General features: G+C 59.8%; 18 protein-coding genes and 1 other RNA gene. 9 read left to right on the top strand and 10 right to left on the bottom strand.

Annotated features, from left to right (window positions below):
- The 6 genes from NAT23_RS14150 to ffs form a co-directional block, all read right to left on the bottom strand.
- The gene (locus NAT23_RS14150; protein ID WP_251593623.1) at window positions 1-294 is read right to left on the bottom strand and encodes a YcgL domain-containing protein; all 294 of its coding nucleotides are present in this window, start codon (window positions 292-294) and stop codon (window positions 1-3) included.
- The gene (gene rnd / locus NAT23_RS14145; RefSeq protein WP_251929302.1) at window positions 291-1,442 is read right to left on the bottom strand and encodes a ribonuclease D; all 1,152 of its coding nucleotides are present in this window, start codon (window positions 1,440-1,442) and stop codon (window positions 291-293) included. The genes NAT23_RS14150 and rnd overlap by 4 nt, the downstream gene beginning before the upstream one ends.
- On the bottom strand, window positions 1,435-2,037 hold the full coding sequence (recR, locus tag NAT23_RS14140; RefSeq protein ID WP_251929301.1) for a recombination mediator RecR: 603 nt from the start codon (window positions 2,035-2,037) through the stop codon (window positions 1,435-1,437). Before recR ends, rnd begins: the two co-directional genes overlap by 8 nt.
- Complete coding sequence (locus NAT23_RS14135; RefSeq protein ID WP_251593636.1) at window positions 2,037-2,363, bottom strand: YbaB/EbfC family nucleoid-associated protein; 327 nt, start codon at window positions 2,361-2,363, stop codon at window positions 2,037-2,039. Before NAT23_RS14135 ends, recR begins: the two co-directional genes overlap by 1 nt.
- Before the next feature lie 35 nt (window positions 2,364-2,398).
- The gene (gene dnaX, locus NAT23_RS14130; RefSeq protein ID WP_251929300.1) at window positions 2,399-4,426 is read right to left on the bottom strand and encodes a DNA polymerase III subunit gamma/tau; all 2,028 of its coding nucleotides are present in this window, start codon (window positions 4,424-4,426) and stop codon (window positions 2,399-2,401) included.
- Between the two features lie 158 nt (window positions 4,427-4,584).
- An RNA gene (ffs, locus tag NAT23_RS14125) (signal recognition particle sRNA small type) lies at window positions 4,585-4,681 on the bottom strand.
- 202 nt (window positions 4,682-4,883) lie between these two features.
- Between ffs and NAT23_RS14120 the strand changes: the two genes are divergently transcribed.
- From NAT23_RS14120 to NAT23_RS14105, 4 genes are all read left to right on the top strand, one after another.
- Window positions 4,884-5,555 (top strand): response regulator transcription factor, encoded by a 672-nt coding sequence (locus tag NAT23_RS14120; protein WP_251929299.1) that lies wholly within the window; start codon window positions 4,884-4,886, stop codon window positions 5,553-5,555.
- Window positions 5,552-6,931 (top strand): sensor histidine kinase, encoded by a 1,380-nt coding sequence (locus NAT23_RS14115; protein WP_251929298.1) that lies wholly within the window; start codon window positions 5,552-5,554, stop codon window positions 6,929-6,931. Before NAT23_RS14120 ends, NAT23_RS14115 begins: the two co-directional genes overlap by 4 nt.
- Window positions 6,918-8,036 carry an ABC transporter substrate-binding protein gene (locus tag NAT23_RS14110; RefSeq protein WP_251929297.1) on the top strand — a complete coding sequence of 373 codons (1,119 nt, stop codon included), beginning with the start codon at window positions 6,918-6,920 and terminating at the stop codon, window positions 8,034-8,036. Before NAT23_RS14115 ends, NAT23_RS14110 begins: the two co-directional genes overlap by 14 nt.
- A 70-nt stretch (window positions 8,037-8,106) precedes the next feature.
- Window positions 8,107-8,868: a TlyA family RNA methyltransferase gene (locus tag NAT23_RS14105; RefSeq protein ID WP_350028342.1), complete on the top strand. Its 762-nt coding sequence runs from the start codon at window positions 8,107-8,109 to the stop codon at window positions 8,866-8,868.
- 24 nt (window positions 8,869-8,892) lie between these two features.
- Here the strand turns inward: NAT23_RS14105 and mscK are convergent, their stop codons facing one another.
- Entirely contained in the window at window positions 8,893-12,222 is a 3,330-nt protein-coding gene (gene mscK / locus NAT23_RS14100) for a mechanosensitive channel MscK (RefSeq protein WP_251929296.1), read from the bottom strand.
- Between the two features lie 241 nt (window positions 12,223-12,463).
- Here mscK and NAT23_RS14095 point away from each other — a divergent pair, with 241 nt between their 5' ends.
- The 4 genes from NAT23_RS14095 to NAT23_RS14080 are packed head-to-tail and all read left to right on the top strand — an operon-like array spanning window position 12,464 to window position 15,313.
- Complete coding sequence (locus NAT23_RS14095) at window positions 12,464-14,236, top strand: phospholipase A (protein WP_251929295.1); 1,773 nt, start codon at window positions 12,464-12,466, stop codon at window positions 14,234-14,236.
- Between the two features lie 51 nt (window positions 14,237-14,287).
- Window positions 14,288-14,626, top strand: coding sequence for an ElaB/YgaM/YqjD family protein (locus NAT23_RS14090; protein ID WP_251593645.1), 339 nt, complete (start codon window positions 14,288-14,290; stop codon window positions 14,624-14,626).
- Complete coding sequence (locus NAT23_RS14085) at window positions 14,626-15,021, top strand: phage holin family protein (protein ID WP_251593647.1); 396 nt, start codon at window positions 14,626-14,628, stop codon at window positions 15,019-15,021. Before NAT23_RS14090 ends, NAT23_RS14085 begins: the two co-directional genes overlap by 1 nt.
- Window positions 15,008-15,313, top strand: coding sequence for a YqjK family protein (locus NAT23_RS14080; RefSeq protein WP_251929294.1), 306 nt, complete (start codon window positions 15,008-15,010; stop codon window positions 15,311-15,313). Before NAT23_RS14085 ends, NAT23_RS14080 begins: the two co-directional genes overlap by 14 nt.
- 4 nt (window positions 15,314-15,317) lie before the next feature.
- Here the strand turns inward: NAT23_RS14080 and NAT23_RS14075 are convergent, their stop codons facing one another.
- Both NAT23_RS14075 and gnd read right to left on the bottom strand, forming a co-directional pair.
- Complete coding sequence (locus NAT23_RS14075; RefSeq protein ID WP_251929293.1) at window positions 15,318-16,514, bottom strand: BaiN/RdsA family NAD(P)/FAD-dependent oxidoreductase; 1,197 nt, start codon at window positions 16,512-16,514, stop codon at window positions 15,318-15,320.
- Window positions 16,515-16,593: 79 nt separating this feature from the next.
- Window positions 16,594-17,586, bottom strand: coding sequence for a phosphogluconate dehydrogenase (NAD(+)-dependent, decarboxylating) (gene gnd / locus NAT23_RS14070; RefSeq protein ID WP_251929292.1), 993 nt, complete (start codon window positions 17,584-17,586; stop codon window positions 16,594-16,596).
- Window positions 17,587-17,831: 245 nt separating this feature from the next.
- Between gnd and NAT23_RS14065 the strand changes: the two genes are divergently transcribed.
- The gene (locus NAT23_RS14065) at window positions 17,832-19,103 is read left to right on the top strand and encodes an acyltransferase family protein (protein WP_251929291.1); all 1,272 of its coding nucleotides are present in this window, start codon (window positions 17,832-17,834) and stop codon (window positions 19,101-19,103) included.
- A gap of 90 nt (window positions 19,104-19,193) precedes the next feature.
- Here the strand turns inward: NAT23_RS14065 and NAT23_RS14060 are convergent, their stop codons facing one another.
- On the bottom strand, window positions 19,194-19,388 hold the full coding sequence (locus NAT23_RS14060; protein ID WP_251929282.1) for an E3 binding domain-containing protein: 195 nt from the start codon (window positions 19,386-19,388) through the stop codon (window positions 19,194-19,196).
- Window positions 19,389-19,398: the final 10 nt, after the last annotated feature.

Raw genomic sequence — 19,398 nt, 5'->3', positions numbered from 1 at the left:
TCAATAGCGCCCTTCGGTCGGTGTCCGGTACAGATCAAGCATCCCGGGTTCCTTGGCCGGCGGCATCTGAAGATAAAACCCCTGACTCATGATCGCGTCGAGTACCTTGGCGCCTGTGGTGCGCGCAAGCGTCTTGGTCCGCGTCATCAGAAGCGGCATCACGAACACCGGCGTCCCGAAATGCTCGGCCAGCGCCTCGGGAAGCTCCTTTAGATCATCGCCTCGGCGAACGTAGAGATACATCTCATCCCGGCGGGGGCTTTTATACACATCGCACAAGAAGGGCTCGTTCATGAGGTGCTCCGTTCAAACGCGGCGGCAATATCGAGAATGGAGGTGGCCAGAAGGGCCCGGCGCCATTCGGTCGCGAACACGATCGGCGCACCCGACATGACCGCCGCGGTCCAGGTCTCCAGATCGCGTCGGTTGGCAACAAGCTCCGAAGGCAGGCCATGAGCCTCGGCCTTCTGATTCACGAGCTGCTTGAGCGACTTGAACACCTGCTTGAATTCGGCGCCAAGCGGTGATGGCGGCGGTGTTGGCAGCTCAGACTCACTCAAGGCGGCTACGTCCTTGAGCATTGCAAGCAGCGCGTCGCCTTCCTTCTTGACCACCGGCGGGTGCATGCCCTCAATGGAGGCCAGTTCGAAGCGGTTTTTCGGCAAGTGCGTTGCCAGCTCAAACAACAGCGCATCCGTGGCCAGACGCTTTCTTGGCACGTCCCGGGCGCGAACCTCGGTTTCACGCCACTGACACAGCAGGCGGTACGCCTCGAACTGCCGCGAGTTCAGCCGCCAGATCTGACGGTGACGCAGATGACGATCTTCGTCGCCCTCCTCCCGCGTGGCCTTATCGATCTGGCGCTGGCACTCCTGCTCGAACCACTCAAGCAAACCGCGGTCGTCGAGCGCCTTTCGCTGCACCATCCAGATCGGCGACAGATAGGCCACATCGGCGCTTGCATAGGCGCACTGCACCTGAGACAACGGCCGCAGTGTCCAATCCGACCGGGTGGCCTCCTTTGGCACATGGATATCCAGGTACCGCTCGACCAGTCGCTGATAGCTCAGCGCCGGCTCACCGGCGACAAACGCCTCGGCAAGCTGAGTGTCCGCGATCGGCTGCGGCACCAAGCCCAGCCAGTTGCGCAGCACCTCCAGATCTTCTGCACAGGCGTGCAGGAGCTTGAGGGGGCCGGTCGGGCCTAGCAGTTCCTTCAGAGCCTCGGTCGGTGCATCCAGTGCGATCATGTCGATCAGATACACCTGGGAGGCATTACCCAGCTGCAGGAGCGCAGGCTTTGGGTGAAACGTGGTTTCACGCAGAAATTCGGTATCGAGTGCCAGTACGTCCAGATCGCTCAGGACACGACAGGCCTCATCGAGCGCCTCGGGCGCATCGATCCAGATGCCGTTCGGTACGGCGGGGAGGTTATTACTCATTGAAAGGCTGTCGTCCCATGAATGCGCGGCTCAAGGTGCCACCGTCAACGTATTCGAGTTCACCGCCCATCGGTACGCCATAGGCAAGCCGAGACAGACGAATGCCACGCGGCTTGAGCTGCTGCGCCAGATAGTGGGCCGTGGCCTCACCCTCGACGGTCGGGTTGGTGGCAAGAATCACTTCATCGATGGCAGCGTCCTTGATCAAGGTGTCGAGATCATCAAGACCCAGATCATCAGGACCGATGCCATCGAGTGGGGAAAGATGGCCATGGAGCACGAAATAGCGGCCCCGGTATCCACCCGCCTCTTCGATCGCCAGCATATCGGCGGGCGATTCGACGATACACAGAAGCTGATCGTCTCGGCGGGGGCTTTCACACAGCTCGCAAAGCGTCTGCTCGGTCAGTGTGCGACAACGTGCGCAGTAACCGACTTCCTCGACGGCGCGCGCAAGGATGCGGGCAAGCTGAGCGCCGCCTTCCCGGTCACGCTCGAGCACCTGCATCGCCATGCGCTGTGCGGTCTTCGGCCCGACGCCCGGCAGAACGCGCAGCGCGTCGAGCAGTTGATCGACAAGGGGCGAGAACGCCATTAGAACGGCATCTTGAAGCCGGGGGGAAGGTTCATGCCCTCGGTCACTTCGGACATGCGCTCCTTGGAGGTCGCCTCAACCTTGCGAACCGCGTCGTTGACGGCGGCGGCCAGCAGGTCTTCGAGAAACTCCTTCTCTTCGCTCATGACGGAGGGATCGAGATCGATCTTGGTCACGTCGTGACGCCCATTCATGGTGACCTTGACCATGCCGGCACCGGATTCGCCATGCACTTCAAGCTTGGCCACTTCTTCCTGGGCCTGCTGCATTTTTTCCTGCATTTCCTGGGCCTGCTTCATCAGACCGCCCATGCCGTTCTTAAACATGTCTCTATCCTCGTCACTTGTGAGCACGCGCGTGCTCAAACATCGGGTTCGAACGAAACCACACTGGTCTCGATCAGATGGGCATCGAATGCCTGCGTCAATGATTGAATATGGGGATCATGCGTCAACGCATCAACTGCACGAGCCTGACGTTCTGCCATCAATCGGTCACGCTGACGCTTGGGGGTCTCGATGTGCTCCGGCACCGACTCAACCTCGAACTGCGTCTGCCGCGGCCAACCGATGGCCTCGAGCGCCTGTTCGAGCCGGCCCTGATGAACGTCTGAAAGCATCGCGCTTTGCGACGGCTCGAGCGCCAGTACCAGTCGTGTACCGTCATCGCGCTTGAGCGCGCAGTGCGCCATCAGGCTCGCTGTAAGGCCTCGAAGCTCGAGCCGGGGGAACAGCGCCAGCCACTGCGCGTGGGTCATGGCCCCGCAGGCGACCTCGGCGCCATCAGGCGTTGTGCGACTCTCATCGCAAGCCATCGAGGCGTCGTCTGATGTAGGCGCGAGGGGCGTAGCCGCATCAGGCGCCTCTGCCGTGTGTTCGTGTGCCGGCACGCTCTGGCGTTCGGGCTCGGCCGGAGGAGGCGCGTCTGGATGCTCGCGGCGAGGCGCCTCCTGCGTCTGCGTCGAGGCCGGCGCCTCAAAATCTGCGTAGGCCGCCAGCGCCTCGTCACTCCAGGGCGGCGGTGCGTCCTGCGCGGAATAGGCCTGCTCATTCGAAAACGCCTCTGGCGGCGCTGGCGTCGTCTCCGTAGCCATTGGCCGCTCGGGGTAAGGCTCGCTCGATTGCCGGACTGGCGGCTCGGGCTCGGGCTCGGCTGGCGGCGCCGGCTGGGGTGAGGCGACGTCATCGGCGGATTCATTGGCCGCCGGGGCAGGCTCGAGAGTCGCAGGCCCCGCCTGAGGCGCATCGACCTCCGGGGCCGACGATGGCGTGATCGGCAGCGGCGTTTCCGGCGGCTTCGGCACGCCCTGCGGACGAAATGCCAGCATGCGCAAGAGCGTCATCTCAAGCGCGGCGCGCGGGTCCGGCGCCTGGGCCATGTCGGCGCGCCCTTGAAGGGCCATTTGATAATAGAGCTGTACGTCTTCGGCGGTGAAACGGCGAGCAAGCGCCTTGACGGCGTCTCGGTCACCGTGCGCGTTATCGAGCGCGTCCGGCACCATCTGAGCGATGGCCAACCGGTGAAACAGGCCCACCAGCTCGTCGAGCACGCCGCTGAAATCCGGGCCCTGTTCGGCAAGCTCGGCAACCGTTGCCAAAAGCGCGCGGGCGTCCATCGATGCAAGCGATTCAGACAGCGCCATGACGTGATGATGATCAAGCGTTCCGAGCATGGAGGCCACATCATCGCCGCGCACAGCGCCCTGACCGAACGCCACGGCCTGGTCGGTCAGCGACAGCGCGTCGCGCATCGAGCCATTGGCCGCCCGCCCTAGAAGCCACAGCGCACGCTCATCGAAGTCGACCTCTTCCTGGGTCAGAACGTGGGTCAGGTGCGAGACGACCTTCTCTGGCGGCATGTGCTTGAGCGCGAACTGCAGGCAGCGCGACAGCACCGTAACCGGCAGTTTCTGCGGGTCGGTAGTGGCCAGCAGGAACTTGACGTGGGGCGGCGGCTCCTCGAGCGTCTTGAGCAGGGCATTGAAACTGTGGGTGGAGAGCATGTGCACCTCATCCACCAGGTACACCTTGTAACGCCCTTGCGTCGGCGCGTACTGAACGTTGTCCAGAAGCTCGCGAGTGTCTTCGACCTTGGTGCGCGAGGCCGCATCGACCTCGATCAGATCGACGAAACGGCCCTCGTCGATGTCACGGCAGGTCGGGCACTGGCCGCACGGTGAGGAGGACACGCCCTGCTCGCAGTTGAGGCATTTGGCGAGGATTCGGGCAAGCGTGGTCTTGCCGACACCGCGGGTGCCGGTGAACAGATACGCGTGATGAAGTCGCCCCTGATCAAGCGCATTGATCAGCGCGCGCGAGACGTGGTCCTGGCCGACCAGTTCATGAAAGGTGCGCGGCCGCCACTTGCGGGCCAGTACCTGATAGCTCATGTCACACTCGTTGTAGTCGCGAAACGCCAGTCAAGGACGCATGGAAATAAGACGCCGGTTCAGCGCCGTCGATGACGACGTATTCTATCGGGTGAGACCCCGAGAACAAAGCGGGATCGGCCAATACGGCAAAAGGCAGGGGCAGAAATGGAGGCGGCCCCGATCAGCCACATCCCGGCACACGACTCCATCACTACCGTTGCTCCCTTCCGGGCCTGGCGGGGTTCGCGATTTCACGTTGCGGGAGGACCAAAAGGGGCCACCATAACTCGACGCGTTGTCTTTCTCAGATTCTCTGCTGCGTCGACTGCGGGCGGCACTATATCAGCGCACGACCCCGAGCTCAAGCCCAAACCAAGGTGGGATGCAGTCGAGGACAGGATGCGCCATCATAACGACCTTCATGCCGGGCGTGAAAAAAGATACATGGTTCAAAAAAGCAATAAAGGATGGCCCCATGGCGTTGCTGTTGATCGAAGACGATGCACTGCTTGCACAGACGCTGACGACCCTTCTGACCGGCGAAGGCCGTGAGGTCGAGCATCTCGCCGATGGCAACGCCGCCCTGGCGTGTATCGAAGACGCGGCCGCTGCCCGGTGGGAATTGCTCGTGCTCGACCTCAATCTGCCTGGCGCCAGCGGTCTCGAGATTCTCGAACGGTTCAGAGCGCTGGACGCCCACACGCCCGTGCTGATCCTGACCGCTCGCGCCGAAGTCACCGACCGAGTGCGCGGGCTCGACCTGGGCGCCGACGACTACATGACCAAGCCGTTCGCCATCGATGAGTTCGACGCACGGGTACGGGCGCTGCTGCGCCGTCGAGGCGCCCTTGCCCCACATATCACGCTTGGCCCGCTTCGACTCGACACCGCCAGCCATACCTTCACCCTCGATGAGGCGCCGCTGAATCTTCCTCCGCGCGAACAGCGGCTTCTTGCCTGCCTGATGCGTCACCATGGCAGCGTCATCGACCGGGCCACGCTTATACGCGAGGCCTTTGGCGACGACGAAACGCTCAAGGACGGCGCCCTCGATGTGTACCTGCACAGGCTTCGAAAGCGCCTGCCCGGTGATGCGCTTCTTTTGAAGACCGTACGCGGGTTCGGCTATTTGCTGGATACGCCATGATCCCTGCGCCAAGTCTGTTTCAGCGCGTCACGCTTGGGCTGCTGATCCCGCTATTGATCGGGGGCATTGCCCTACTGGCCACGGCTTATGAAAGCGCCGAGCGCACCGCCAATGAAAACCTCGATCGCCTGCTCGATGCCGCGACCCGCGCCATGGCCGAACAGCTTCGCTGGCAAACGGACCGACTCTGGTTCGATGTGCCGGCGTCCGCGCTCGACACCCTGGCACCAAGCGATGAAGAGCGCGTTTTCTATTCGTTGATCGGCCCGGAAGGCACCCTCGTTAGCGGCAACGCCCACCTGCCTGCCCCGCCAAATCACTCGGATGACGCCTTCAAGGCCGACACGATCGCCTGGAACGGCATGACCATTCGGCTCGGCCAGCGCACCGTCATTCCCAGTGGCTGGACCACCCCGCCGCGGTTCGAGCTGCGGGTTGCACACACTCTGGAGGCGAGGCGCGCCTTGACCCAGGAGCTTTTCCAGGGCTCGGCCCTTCGTATTCTGGGGCTTTTGGTTCTGGCATCGGTCTCCATAGTGGTCATCGTTCGGCGTGCCCTTCACCCGCTCAGACAACTCCGTTACGCACTCAGGCGCCGGTCGAGCAAGGATCTGGCGGCATTGACACCCCCGCCGACGCGAGAACTCAAGGAGCTGACCGGCGCTCTCAATGAGCTGCTCGCGCGCCTTCGCGCGATGCACGCCGAACAACAGCGCTTCATCGGCGACGCCTCTCATCAACTGCGAACGCCACTGTCAGGGTTGAGCGCGCACGCAGAGCTTGCCCTTCGAGAAACCGACCCGGCCAAATGGCGCGAGGCGCTCGAACGCCTTCACGACAGTAGCCGCCAGGCCGCGCGACTTGCCAGCCAGCTTCTCTCCTACACCCGACTCAACCATCCCGAGGCCCTTGAGGATGCGACCACGCTCGCGCTGAATGCCTGCGCCCAGACCGCGGTCTCGGGCGCGTTCGCACGCCCTGAAGTTCGGCGTATCGACCTTGGGCTCGCCCTGTGCTCACCGTCACCACGCATTGTCGGCAGCGAGTGGGCTCTGGCTGAGGCCCTGGCCAACCTGCTCGATAACGCCCTTCACGTAGGCGCCACCCACATTACCGTCGGCACGCTCGACGAGCCGCCAAGGCTTTGGGTCGAGGATAACGGCCCAGGCATTGACCACAGCCTGAGCGATGACCTAACGCGACCCTTTCAGCGCGGCACCAGCGCCTATCCGGGAAGCGGCCTGGGGCTTGCGATCGTCAGCGGCATCGCACGCGCTCACAAGGCCACCCTCGACTTCGACCGCCCCGAACAGCACCAGGGCCTTCGCGTCACGCTCACGTTCGCGCTCAATGAGGTCGCTCATGAGACTGACTAGCCGTTTTTGGCGCGCCGGCGCACTGTTTCTACTGGCGTGCAGCTTGATCGGCCCACGCGCCTACGCCTCGGACATCGTGCTGAACGCGCCGAGCACGCCGCAGCAGCGGCTCGTGATCGATGGCGCCATCGACCCAAGGCTCATCGAGCCGGTACTCAAGGCCTTTCAAAGCACACACCCCCACGTGGCGGTTCACTACCGCAACCGCACGACCGAGGCGCTGTTTACGACCTACCTAGCCGACCCTGAGCGTCCACAAAGCGCCGATCTGGTACTTTCCTCGGCCATGGCCGCCCAATACCTGCTTGCCAACAACGGCCACGCTCAGTCACTTGGTGACGCGATCGACCCTAATTGGCCAAAGGATGCCCGCTGGCGCAACGAACTGGTCGCACTCAGCTTCGAGCCGATCGTAATGGTCCTGCGCGCTGATCTTCTTCCCAAGGGCACACATCCGGTGAGCCACCAGAGCCTACTCGACTATCTGAACGCACACGCCAAAACGCTTGACGGCAAGGTCGTCACCTATGACCCGGCCATCAGCGACACCGGCTTTACCTTCGCAGTGCAGGATGCGCGCCAATCGCCGCGCTACTGGTCGCTGGTCAAGGCGCTCGGCCAGGTGCATGCTCACCGCACCGCCTCGACGCAAGCCATGCTCGATGGCTTGAGCGAGGGCCGCTTCGTGCTCGGCTACAACCTGATCGGCTCCTATGCCTATCTGGCCGCACGGCAGGACCCAAGACTTCAGGTCGTAATCCCCCGCGACTATGCCCTGGTGGTCAAGCGGCTCGCATTCATTCCCCGTAACGCCCCGTCTCCAGACGTGGCCCGGACGTTTCTACGCTACGTCACGTCCCGGCCGGCCCAGGCGCGCATCGCAGCCGATGGGTTGATCGGGGCCCTGCATCCCGCGCTCGATCAGGCCGGCACCGCTGAGCGGCTGCTTCGCACCCACCCACACCTTCGTCCTATCCGCCTGAGCCCAGGACTTATGACACTGATTGACCCGATGAAGCGCGAAAGCGTGGTCAGCCGGTGGCGCAGCGCGTTCAATGCCGCCCCCTCGACTCCTGTTGCGCCAAACGGCCCGCCCCCGCCGTGACAACAGCGCTCGAACACGGCATGCTTGGCCGTTTTTCGATCAAGGGAAATGTGTCGATGAGGGTGTATCGATGGGTCTGATTCGAGCCGATCAGTTGCTGGTCGTTCAGGGGCTTGCGCGTTCACGAACCCGAGCGCAGCGCCTGATTCGCAATCATCGGGTGTTCATCGAGCACCAGGGCGCCTGGGTAGCCGTGACCAAAGTCAGCGAAAAGCTGGCAGACACCACCGTCTTTTACATCGAGACAGACCCGGAGGAGCGCTTCGTCTCGCGCGCCGGGCTCAAGCTCGACGCATTGCTGGCGCAAAGCGGCGTTTCACTTAAGGGGTTGGTGGTGCTCGACGTGGGACAGTCGACCGGTGGTTTTACCGACTGCGCCCTGCATCATGGCGCCGCCAGCGTCATTGGCGTCGAGGTCGGCCACGATCAACTGGTCGAGCCGCTCAAATCGGACCCGCGCGTGACCTGCCTTGAAGGCATCAACGCGCGCACGCTGACCCAGGAGACGCTATCAGCGTACGCTCCGAACGGGCCGGATGCGGTGGTGATGGATGTCTCTTTTATTTCCCAGACGCTGATTCTGCCGGCCCTCGCAGCGCTGATGCGCCCGGGCACGCCGCTGCTGTCGCTGGTCAAGCCGCAGTTCGAACTCTCCCCCGAGGCCATCAATACCAAGGGGCTGGTGCGCACTCACGCGGCCTACGACGACGTGCGCGCCCGCGTTCTAACATGCTGTCAAACCCATGGCCTGTCTCCCGAGCTTTGGATCGACAGCCCAATCACCGGCGGCGACGGCAATCGGGAATTTCTGCTGTACGCCCGGCGCCTCTGAGCGCATCGAGCGGGCGGGCCTCCATCACGTTGATGCCGGCGCGCCGTCGTCGGCGCCTTTGGAATCGACGCAGCGTGCCTGGCCATCCCGGCTATGAAGCCAGACATCCATCTTCTGGAATGCGATCCGAATGCCGGCCTCGCGGAAGGTGCGGTCCACGGTGCGGTTGAGTTCGTCGGTCACCGGCAGCCGATCGCCCAGATCACTCACGTGCACCCGCACCTCGAAATCGAAGGCGTTGGCACCGTAGGCCATGCAGAACACCAGCGGCTCCGGATCTTTCAATACACGAGGGTTATCAGTACAGGCAGTCATCAATAGCCGATGCACCTGATCGAGATCGGCCCCGTGCGACACACCGAATTTCAGTACCACCCGGGTGATGTTGTCCGACAACGACCAGTTGATCAGCCGGTCAGTCACGAACGTCTTGTTCGGAATGATGATTTCCTTGCGGTCGAAATCCGTGACCGTAGTCGCGCGGATGCGAATCCGGCTGACCACGCCGTGAAGCTCACCAAGTGTGATCGTATCGCCGATGCGGATCGGACGTTCGAACAGGATGATCAACCCCGAAATGAAGTTGGCAAAGATCTCCTGCAGCCCGAAACCGAGCCCGACCCCGAGCGCGGCCACCAGCCACTGGAGCTTACTCCAGGAAACTCCGAGCGAGCCGAGGGCATAAACGAAGCCCCCCGCCACGATCACATACGATAACAGCGAGGTCGCCGCGTACGCGGTACCGGGCTTCAGTGACAGTCGTGACAGCACCATGACCTCCAAAAGCCCTGGGAGGTTACGCGCCATGACCGACGTCAGCCCGACCGTCGCCAACGCGATCAGAACATCCGCGACCGAAATATCGGTAGGTGTACCGGTGGCGGCATCGGTTGGGTGAATCGTCCAGACCGTGACCGTATTCAGATACGACAGCACCGTCAGAAGATCAGCCCAGATGGCGTAGAGAATGGCGCTGAACGACAGCACCAGAATCAGCTTAGAGAGTCTCAGTGACTGCTGATTGACCTGCTCCATATCAAGCGGCGGCTCCTCGATCATTTCGAGCCCGCCACCCTCGGCACCTTCTTGCACCTGTGCCCGCCGGCGAGCGACCGCCCGACGGTAGGCAAGCCGCCGAGCCGCGACGGCAAGCCCGCGTACCACGCTTGCCTCCACCACGATCCACAGCGCAAAGATATAGAGCGTATTGATAAAGCGTCCGCAGAGTCTCAGGGCAGTGTATTCATAGCCAAGACACACCAGCACCGTCAGCGCCAGCGGCACGCAGGCAAGCGAGAGCCCCAAAAGCAATCGAAAGAGCCGCACACCCATGTAGGGCGTATGCGCCAGCACCACCCGGGCCATGTAAACGCTCATGCCGATAAACCCGCCAATCAACACGATGAGCGCCAACGGGTGCTCGGCAAGCAGGCTCTCGGCCCGCTCGGCAAGCGTTGTGATCAGAATCACCGGCACCAGCGCGATACCAAGCCACAAAAGATAGCGCCGGAGCAGCGCCACATACCCGGGCGCCCAGTGAAAGTGACGCTCGGCGACGCCATCGCGAACCAGGAGCCTTCGCATCAGCCCAAACACACCCCAGGCAAGCGCCAGACGCAGAAACGCCTCGCCGAGCGACTGGGCAAGCCCTTGCCCGCCATAGAAAAGCCCGCCGCCGAGCGAGCCCATAAGCAGCGGCCCGGTCGAGGACAGAACCCAGTTCATCGAGATGGCTTTCGGAGTGTGGAGCTGGCTATCGCGCTTGAGGCGGCCGACCTCATTGTGAAGCACCAGAAGCCGCGCCTTGATCCGACGCCTGAAGAACGCAAGAGTCAATGCAAGTCCAAGCGGCAAAATCATGAACCAGGCGTTGGCCGAGGGGCGCTGCCAAAGGCTTTTCACGGCGTCCATCCACTCCGGGTCGACGGCGTCCTGCCACACGGCACTTGGAAGCCCCGCCAGCCAGTTAAGCCCCAAGGGCTGGCCATTAGCCGCCCAGAACAGTTGCTCCTGAATGGTCTGGCGAACCGATTTTGAAATCGCGATCAGCTGCTGCTGGCTGAGCTGCAGGTCGATCGCACGCCCCAGAAGGTTGCCGTATTCCCGGTCGAGCTGGTCGACCACATCCCGGCGCGCCTGATAGAGCTCTCGAAGGCTTTGCTTGAGTTCGGCAGGCGTATCGGTGACGTCGGCTTTTTTAAGCTGTTCGGCCAGATAGGTGTCGAGGTTCGAGAGTTGATCGCGCGTCTGCGCCAGATCGAACTGCTTCAAACGGACCTGCCCGATTTCCTCATTGAGGCCGCGCTCGATATCGACATCATCGAGCGTATTGCGCTGCTGACGCAGCAGTTTCGACAGAAGCAAACTGCCGCGCACGGCTTCGATCTGTTCGTTGAGCGTGCGTTGGACCTGTCGCACCCGGTCAAGCTCGGTGCTGGCCTCGATGCTTTCACGTATCAGGGTGTTGACCCGGTCCGTGGTGGTCAGAAGCTGCTGGCTGAGTTCACGGTTGCGGGCACGGGCGGCGTCGATGATCGGCGAGTCCATTCGGGCATCACCCTCGGTGCGGGTGGCATCGACGATGGCCTGCTCGGACTGGTCCCGCCGCTTCTGATTGATCAGAGACTGCAACACCAGAAGTCGGTTGTTGAGCTGCTCGATCTGCCGGGTAAGCAGCTCGCGCTGGGCCTGGGCCGTGTCTCGAAGCTGGGTGTTGTGTTCGAGCTGATACCGGTTGTAGCGAATTCGGGTCTCAAGCAGCGCCTGACGGACCTGTAGCGCCTGACGCTTTAGATCGTCAGCGCCTTGTTCGCCATCACGCGAGCGGCCCTGCCGCGAGGTCTCGATCGATTGAAGCTCGGCCTGCGCCTGACTGATGGTCGACTGCGCCCGTTCCGGCAGCGTCTGGGCATTGATGAGCGCGCGATTGATATCGGCAAGCGTGCTCTGGTGCGACTTGAGTTCATCGACGGCCTTTTCGGCGCTCTGCGCCAACTCATCAAGCGACCTGCTGGCGAGTCCGTCGCGATCAACATCATTCGCTCCCAGGCTATCGAGCGCTCGTCGATAGCGCTGTTCACGTTCGGCCGCGGTCGTGACGCGCCGTTCGATCTGGTTGAACTGGTCCTTAATATCGGACAAGGCAAGCAGGTCATCCCGCGTGGCCTGAAGCTGCTCGATGCGCTCACGTTCGTCGGCCGTGGGCGAGGCCTTGTCCGTGAGCTTTTCAAGCTGCTGCTCGACGGTTGAGCGCTCGGGCAGCGCCTGCGCTGCCTCGGTGGACTGAACATGCATACCGCTCACCATCAGCACCAGCATGGCGGTCATCATCATGATCGCACGACACAAGGACATAGCACCCTACTCACCTGAAAAGACAGGCCGTTATAGTACTGGCCGCCGAGATTCCATAAAAGTGGTGTCCCGATGCACGTCACACACTGTTCACGGCTTGAGCGCAACGTCAAGCGCCGGCTTAACAGCTAGGGTGAAGGCTTAGAAGGACATAGAGCTTGAACACGCGACTGGATATACTGCGCGCGTTCATATCATTCAAGGGGCGCAGGGCCCCTGCTTGTTATTCAGGGTAGGTGTCATGGCCTCTTATATTCGATCCGCCGCTGTTTCGTCGCTGGGGCTTCTTGCAGCCTCGGGCGCCACATGGGCCCAGCCGGCAGCCGACACGCCGGAAGGCCAGGTCAAGCAAGAAGTCGAGGTTCGTCGAGCGCTTGAAAGCGACGCGGAAAAAAACCCGTTGGCCATCATGGTTCATCGTCGCAACTACCTATTGCCGTGGACCTACAACACCCACCCCAATGCCGACAGCTTCCGCTACATCAATAGCGATGCCGGCATCGACCGAAACGAGGTCGAGTTTCAGCTCAGCTTCAAGATCAAGCTGCTGGATAACATGCTCTACCATAACGGCGATCTTTATTTCGGTTATACCCAGCGCTCGTGGTGGCAGGCCTACAACAATGACGCCTCTTCACCCTTTCGCGAAACCAATTATGAGCCGGAAATCTTTGCCAATTTCGAAAACAGTCTGACCCTGTTTGGCTGGACCAACACCCTGAACCGTGTGGGCGCGGTGCACCAATCCAACGGCCGCAGCGACCCCTTATCCAGAAGCTGGAACCGATTGTACGCTGAAAGCATTTTCCAGCGTGGCAGCTGGTGGTTCAGCGTCAAACCGTTCTGGCGCGTGCCTGAAAGCGCCGATGAAGACGATAACCCCGATATCGAGAATTACGTCGGTTACGCCGACGTCATGCTTGGCTATGCAAAAAATGGCCAGGAAGTGACCTGGTCGCTCAAGGGCAATCCGTCCAAGGGCCATTACGGCAACCAGATCGACTACTCATTTCCGCTTTATGACAAGCTCAGAGGCTTTCTAACCTATTACAACGGCTACGGTGAAAGCCTGATCGACTACGATCACTACACTCGCCGAGTCGGACTTGGTGTCAGCTTCAACGCCTTTTCAGCCGGTCTGCCCCAGGCAACCGACCATGCTCCGCTGCCGGTTCACGCCTCATCGCCTGCGACACCAGACGAGACGACCCGTCTTCGCAGTGAATTTCAGCGAAGCGCCAACGACAACCCGCTGGCAATCTCGGTCTACAAGCGCAACTACCTGCTGCCATTGACCTACAATTTCCGACCCAATCAGAAGTATTTCCGCAACATCGGCGACGGTGAAGAGGTTGACAACACCGAGGCGAAGTTCCAGTTGAGCTTCAAGGTCAAGGTGCTCGACAACATCTTCGAGGACAATGGCGATCTCTATTTCGGCTACACCCAACAGTCCTGGTGGCAGGCCTACAACGACGATGCTTCATCGCCATTTCGAGAGACCAATTACGAACCCGAGGTCTTTGCAAGTTTCGACAACAACTGGACGCTATTTGGCTGGACCAACACGCTGAACCGCGTGGGCTTTGCCCATCAGTCCAACGGCCGCAGCGCACCGCTTTCAAGAAGCTGGAATCGGGTTTATTTCTCCACAACGCTCCAACGCGGCAACTGGTGGGTGAGCGTCGAACCGCACTGGCGCATTCCAGAGGATGACGGGCACGACGACAACCCGGACCTGGAACACTATATCGGTCACGCGGAAACCATGATCGGCTATACCAATAGCGGCTATGAAGTCACGTGGACTGCCAAGGGCAACCCCAATACGGGCAAGTACGGCAACCAGGTCGACTATTCATTCCCGCTTTATGGGAAGCTTCGGGGGTTCGTACAAGCCTATGAAGGCTATGGTGAAAGTCTGATCGATTACGATCATTACAGCCGGCGCATCGGATTAGGCGTCAGTTTCAACGCATATCAGGCCGGGATGCCTGGATACATTGAACACTGAGAAGTCGGTGCTATGCTTGATGGGCAACCTTACGTCAACGGAGGACATTACATGGCCATGCAACCGATCGATCCAAACGATCCGAAATCCAATGAAGTCAGCAAGGAACAGCTTTATGACGATCTACGTCAGCTGTCACAGACCGTCGAAGAGCTGATGCAGGCCACAGCGGACGATTCCCGCGAAAATGTCTCCAAACTGCGTGAACGCGCCGAGCTTCGTCTGAACGAAGCCCGCGAGCGACTGAGCCAGAAAGGTGAAGTGGTACGCGAGCAGGCGATGGAAAAATTCGACTGCGCCGATCATTACGTTCACGAAAACCCCTGGTCCAGCGTCGGTATCGCCGCGGGCGTAGGTGTTGTCGTCGGTCTGTTGCTCGGGCGGCGCTGATGGCAGAACAAAACGGTCCCCTGGAACGTTTGTACGGCTCGGCGCGCAATGCGCTGAGCTCCCTCATCGGGGCAGGCGAAACTCGCCTGCGTCTTCTAGTGATCGAACTCGAGGAAGAGCGCGCTCGTTTAGTCGTCATGCTGCTGCTTTCCGGAATTGCGATGCTTTTGATCGCTTTCGGTATCGGTATGCTGATGCTGTTGATCATCGTGGCCTTCTGGGAAAGTCATCGACTCATGGCCATCGGCGTTTCATCGGGGGTCTTGATCGTACTTGGGCTTTTGTTTGCCTGGCGCGTCAAAGCTATCGCCAAACGACCGAGCTTTCTAAAATCGACGCTGCAGAACTTGGGTGAAGATCGCTATCACCTGGAGCAACGCCGTGAAACTTCTTGAACTCGAACGCCAACGCGAAGCTCTCCAGCATCAGATCATGCAGGATAGGCTGGACATCGTTCACGCAAGCCAGCAGTGGCGTGAAGCGAGCCAGCCCTTTGATCGGGCCTGGCTCAAGGTCGCCCGCTACAAAGGCGTCGCGCTAACGATGATCAGCTTGGGCACGGCATGGAAAGCACGCCGTAATCGCAAACAAAGCCCGAAAAACAAGAAAGGGCTTGCAGGCGTCATGCGAAAAGTCATGCTCGGCTATACCCTCTATAATCGTGGCAAGGGGCTGATCAAGCGTTGAAACATCATTTTTTCAAGGCATTACCGCACGCGACACCAGATGCCCATGCCCATTGAAAGTTGTGGCCGCCCAGTTGGCCGGTCACATCGAGCACCTCGCCGATAAAATAGAGACCAGGCTGCAGCTTGGCTTCAAGGGTTTTTGACGAAACCTCATCCGTATTCACCCCACCCAGAGTGACCTCGGCCGTTCGCCACCCTTCCGTACCTGATGGCGTAAGACGCATTGCATTAAGTGACTCACCGATCCGCTCACAGTGCGCGTTGGAAAGCTCTGCAAAGGTACATTCCAAATCGAACCACTCAGCCAATGCCCCACCCAACCGCTGAGATAGCTTTTCTTTAAGCCATGTCGACACACGCCGCTTGGGCATACTCATGCGACGCTCCTTCAGGGTCTCAACAGCATCGGTATCCGGCAACCAGTTAATCGTAATCGGTGTACCGGCCTGCCAATGGGTCGATGCTTTCAAGATCACCGGGCCGGATAAGCCGCGATGAGTCATCAGCAGCGGTTCACGATAATGAACACCCCCACATTCCACCTCGACATCTGCCGTGATGCCAGCAAGCTCCGAAAATCGGCTTTTCCAAAGATCGCTGAAAGTAAACGGTACCAGTGCCGCAGTCGTTGGCAACACCTCGAGTCCGAACTGACGAGCAAGCTCATAGCCAAACCCACTTGCCCCCATCGACGGAATCGAAAGCCCTCCTGTTGCGACGACCAAAGAGCGTGCCACGACGCGCTCTTTCGGCGTCGCAAGGGTGTAGCACGCGTTTTCATCGCACCAGTTGACACTCTCGACCGAGGTCTTGAGGCGAAGTTCGACACCAGCCCAATCGCACTCTGTTAAAAGCACATCGAGAATGGCCTTGCTGGACGTGGCGCTAAATAGTTGACCTGCCGCCTTTTCGACGTACTCAACGCCATGACGCTCGATCAACTCGACAAAGTGCGCGGGCGTATAGCGCTTGAGCGCTGAAATGCAAAAATGGGGGTTTTGCGAAAAGAAATCAGTCGGCGCTGAATTGAGATTCGTGAAGTTGCAGCGACCACCTCCGGACATAAGAATCTTTTTGCCGGGCTTATTGGCATGGTCAAGCACCAGCACCGAACACCCCCGATAGCCCGCCGTCAAAGCGCACATTAACCCGGCCGCGCCAGCACCGATAATAACGACGTCCCACGTCGAGTCATTCATATCGTGTCGTTAATCCATAAACTAAAAAAAACGACGCTGCACTGGGCAACGTCGTTTGTCATCAAATCCTACCGTTAAGTTACTTGGAGGACGCGTCGGGCGGTGTTTCCACGTGGCCACCAAACTGCTTGCGCATTGCTGACAGCAGTTTTTCGCCATAGGTATTGTCCGAGCGAGAGCGGAAGCGCGTAAACAGCGCCGCCGAAAGCACGTTGGCCGGCACCGCTTCCTCGATGGCCGCCTCGATGGTCCACCGGCCTTCGCCAGAATCGTTGACCTTACCGGTATATTGCTCGAGGTCGTTGTCTTCGGCAAGCGCAATCGAAGTCAGGTCCAGAAGCCACGAGGAGATGACACTGCCACGACGCCAGAGCTCGGCAATATCGGCAAGCTCGAGGTCATAGCGCATGTTGTCGGGCAGTTCTTCCTTGTTGCGGCTTTTAAGAATGTCAAAGCCTTCAGCGAACGCCTGCATCATGCCGTATTCGATGCCGTTATGAACCATCTTCACGAAGTGGCCCGAGCCGTTGGGTCCACAGTACATGTACCCCTGCTCGACACGAGGGTCGCGAGTTTCGCGACGCGGGGTCTTGTCGATGTCACCCACACCCGGCGCCAGCGTTTCGAAAATCGGGTCAAGACGGTCGACGACGTTCTGCTCGCCACCGATCATGAGGCAATAGCCACGCTCACGACCCCAGACACCGCCGGAGACGCCAACGTCGATATAATGGATACCCGCTTCCTGGAGCGACTCCGCACGACGGACATCATCCTTGAAATTGGCATTACCGCCATCGATTAGAACGTCATCGCTTGAAAGCTTACCCTTCAGGGTTTCAACCGTCTGTTCGGTCACGTCACCGGCCGGCAGCATCAACCAGATGGCCCGGGGGGTCGGCAGTGCCTCGACCAGCTCGTCGAGCGAGGCTGTTGTCTGGGCGCCGTCATCACCAAGCGTTGCAACAGTGTCGGCGTTTGAATCGAACACCACACATTCGTGTCCGGCATCCATTAAGCGCCGTGCGATGTTGGCCCCCATGCGACCAAGCCCAATAATCCCTAATTTCACGAATACGCTCCTTGATTGCGCTTAGTAATAGGTCATCTGTCGGAGTCGACTCCGCGATGGCTTCATACTAGCAAAAAGTGCTTTTTTACGGCTATGCCCTTTCACCATTACCGCCGAAACCCTGAAAGGACACGCCTTTAATGTAACTTAATGCGCATATAAGTAACGCTACGAAACCGAACCTGCACAGCAGCCAACTCTAATTCGGGAGGAAACTGTGGGAAATATTTCCCGGGATGGATCCTATGGCCGCACCAAAAGAAAACCTTGTTGCCCTGGATGGCTTGCGCTTCGGCCTCGCCATCTATCTGGTTCTTTTTCACACTTTCAAAAATTACCCTGAAATCGAATCAATTCCATGGCTTCACAGCCTGCTGAGTCTGGGCTTTTTCTCGACCAGTGCCTTTTTTGTGCTATCGGGCTTTTTGCTGACCCACGTCTACCTCGGACGCAAGCAACAGGCCATCGCCAAGCGCGATTTTTTCATAAAGCGCCTTACCTCGCTTTACCCGATCCATATCTTTGCACTGGTGCTTGCAATCCCGCTGGCAATGACGGCCTCCGGTAGCCTTGGAAGCGTCATGGTCGACCATAATGTCAACGGGTGGTCGAGCATCGCGCCGGATACGACCGCCTATGCACTGAGCTTCCAGGGCCTTTTGGCCAACATCGGGCTGAACCTGACGCTACTGCAAGCGTGGAACCCGTGCTACACGCTCTTCAACCAACCGGCGTGGTCGCTGTCGGCGCTACTGTTTTTCTACATCTGCTTCCCGTATATGGCGCCGCGCCTCAATGCGACACGCCGCCCAACGCTTTTGCTGCTCGCGGTCTGCGTGCTCTACGCTATACCGGCGTTCTACATGTTTTTCAGCAACACGGTCACGCCCATGGCACATGGCCTGATGCACCGCAACCCGATCATTCGTCTGCCCGAGTTCCTCTCCGGCATCCTGCTCTACGCCCTGTACCGCGCACGGCCGGCCTGGCTCTCGACCCTTTTAAGCCCGAATGGCAAGCGCGCGACCACTGTGTTTATCGTGGCCTGCTTTGTGGCAACCGCCCTGCTGTATCGGTTTGTCGGCGGTCAGTGGTACTACCTCGTTCATAATGGCTTGTTGCTGCCATCTCAACTAGCACTGGTTCTTCTCTGCGCCGACGCCAACTGGCAGCTTGGTACCACCGCACGTCAATGGCTGTCGCGCTTGGGAGTGGCGTCGCTTTCAATCTTTGCGCTGCATATCCCGCTTCAAATGGTCGCGTCCAAGGTTGAAAAGGTGCTGTACGCCAGTTGGGAGGTCATGACCACGTCCGCGCCGATTTCTGAAATCGCCCAAATTGCCATAAGCGCTGACCGTTCGATCTGGATGTATCCCGTGTATATGAGCGTATTACTGGTCAGCTGTATCCTGTTTCAGGAAAAGGTGGTCACCCGTACCCGCGATATGCTGAGAGCGCGTCTGCTCCCACGCAAGCAGCGAAAAAGCGCCTACCCACACCATGCAGATTCCAAATAAATAGATTGGATCCCGTTTCGCTTGGCGAAACGGGCATTCGTAAAAGAAAAAGCCAGGCTAAGCCTGGCTTTTTCCATTTAAGCCTGGAGTTCATCCCGCATCGTGTTTTTTCAAGCTACCCACCGCCTGTCTTACAAACACCTGCACATCTCGTATGAGAATACGCCCATGCGGACCGCTTGCGTGGACCCGCGACAGAGGCACACCAAGCTCGCGGGCGTAGCGCCTGACCTTGGGCGCGGCGTGCACTACTGGCGTGGACGTATCTACATCATCTGTCAGCATTTTTCGACCC

It is taken from the genome of Larsenimonas salina (assembly GCF_023736155.1).
GTDB classification, from domain to species: domain Bacteria; phylum Pseudomonadota; class Gammaproteobacteria; order Pseudomonadales; family Halomonadaceae; genus Larsenimonas; species Larsenimonas salina.
The sequence above is the reverse complement of the archived record's forward strand: the minus strand, read 5'-3'. Positions and strand labels throughout refer to the sequence as shown.

What these genes read in the sequence shown, in the direction of transcription:
- NAT23_RS14150 (WP_251593623.1), bottom strand. Translation starts at nt 294, where the DNA reads ATGAACGAGCCCTTCTTGTGCGATGTGTATAAAAGCCCCCGCCGGGAT.
- rnd (WP_251929302.1), bottom strand. Translation starts at nt 1,442, where the DNA reads ATGAGTAATAACCTCCCCGCCGTACCGAACGGCATCTGGATCGATGCG.
- recR (WP_251929301.1), bottom strand. Translation starts at nt 2,037, where the DNA reads ATGGCGTTCTCGCCCCTTGTCGATCAACTGCTCGACGCGCTGCGCGTT.
- NAT23_RS14135 (WP_251593636.1), bottom strand. Translation starts at nt 2,363, where the DNA reads ATGTTTAAGAACGGCATGGGCGGTCTGATGAAGCAGGCCCAGGAAATG.
- dnaX (WP_251929300.1), bottom strand. Translation starts at nt 4,426, where the DNA reads ATGAGCTATCAGGTACTGGCCCGCAAGTGGCGGCCGCGCACCTTTCAT.
- NAT23_RS14120 (WP_251929299.1), top strand. Translation starts at nt 4,884, where the DNA reads ATGGCGTTGCTGTTGATCGAAGACGATGCACTGCTTGCACAGACGCTG.
- NAT23_RS14115 (WP_251929298.1), top strand. Translation starts at nt 5,552, where the DNA reads ATGATCCCTGCGCCAAGTCTGTTTCAGCGCGTCACGCTTGGGCTGCTG.
- NAT23_RS14110 (WP_251929297.1), top strand. Translation starts at nt 6,918, where the DNA reads ATGAGACTGACTAGCCGTTTTTGGCGCGCCGGCGCACTGTTTCTACTG.
- NAT23_RS14105 (WP_350028342.1), top strand. Translation starts at nt 8,107, where the DNA reads ATGGGTCTGATTCGAGCCGATCAGTTGCTGGTCGTTCAGGGGCTTGCG.
- mscK (WP_251929296.1), bottom strand. Translation starts at nt 12,222, where the DNA reads ATGTCCTTGTGTCGTGCGATCATGATGATGACCGCCATGCTGGTGCTG.
- NAT23_RS14095 (WP_251929295.1), top strand. Translation starts at nt 12,464, where the DNA reads ATGGCCTCTTATATTCGATCCGCCGCTGTTTCGTCGCTGGGGCTTCTT.
- NAT23_RS14090 (WP_251593645.1), top strand. Translation starts at nt 14,288, where the DNA reads ATGGCCATGCAACCGATCGATCCAAACGATCCGAAATCCAATGAAGTC.
- NAT23_RS14085 (WP_251593647.1), top strand. Translation starts at nt 14,626, where the DNA reads ATGGCAGAACAAAACGGTCCCCTGGAACGTTTGTACGGCTCGGCGCGC.
- NAT23_RS14075 (WP_251929293.1), bottom strand. Translation starts at nt 16,514, where the DNA reads ATGAATGACTCGACGTGGGACGTCGTTATTATCGGTGCTGGCGCGGCC.
- NAT23_RS14065 (WP_251929291.1), top strand. Translation starts at nt 17,832, where the DNA reads ATGGCCGCACCAAAAGAAAACCTTGTTGCCCTGGATGGCTTGCGCTTC.
- NAT23_RS14060 (WP_251929282.1), bottom strand. Translation starts at nt 19,388, where the DNA reads ATGCTGACAGATGATGTAGATACGTCCACGCCAGTAGTGCACGCCGCG.